The following is a 707-nucleotide window of genomic DNA, read 5'->3' as shown; positions in this document are numbered from 1 at the left end:
GCGCCGCGGCGCGGCAGGAGTTGCAAATCAAAGGGTGGCCCAAACCAATTTCAGCGTATGTAGTGACAGGGCGCGTTGCTCCAGCTACTTCAGGAGTGCACCCGGACGCCGCCACCCAAGAACCCACCTCGGCCTGGAGCCTCTTTGGGCCTGATAGTTTCGCGTTTCCATCATGATTTGGAGAGCGCCACAATATCGATCTTGGGTCACATTATGTTGATGCAAGAAGATGTTGTCGTCTGGACAAAACGCCACTGTTCCGTCACAAGAGGGGCGTAACCCCAACAATATTCGGGTTTTCGTTCAAGCCGATATTTCAATATTGCTTGAGAATTATTCAAAATCCGGACAATGGGAACCCTTCAGGTCCAGTCCGAATGCACGGGCGATCTTGAGCAATCAGATTCTCAGGGACCCTAACAGGGTCTATATCATTTTTCTCCGCGAAAGATTTGGGTTGAGAGTCATACCTAGGCCGCAACATGAAGAAAACTAAGACCGACCAAATCAGACTGCGAGTATTTAAAGTGTGGTTTCTTACGCTCGCCGTTATCATCATCGTATTCATCGAGAAGCTTTCTGGTTTTCGTGATCTTGCTCCACCATTCTCATCTGCGTTTCAAAGTTTTCAGATGATGATTGGTCTTGTGGTCCCRCAGGTGGCCACCATGGTGGCGTTCTATTTCAACCTTGATCGACAAAAAGAT

1 protein-coding gene is annotated in these 707 nt (G+C 48.9%); it reads left to right on the top strand.

The window, feature by feature from the left end:
• Positions 1-482: 482 nt before the first annotated feature.
• Positions 483-707: hypothetical protein (locus AC1DY5_RS57740; RefSeq protein ID WP_478123057.1), on the top strand; the 225-nt coding region annotated here is incomplete at its 3' end.

The sequence above is a fragment of the Variovorax sp. P4_D9 genome (assembly GCF_056401695.1).
Note: the sequence above shows the minus strand (reverse complement) of the source record. Positions and strands in the feature narration are given on the sequence as shown.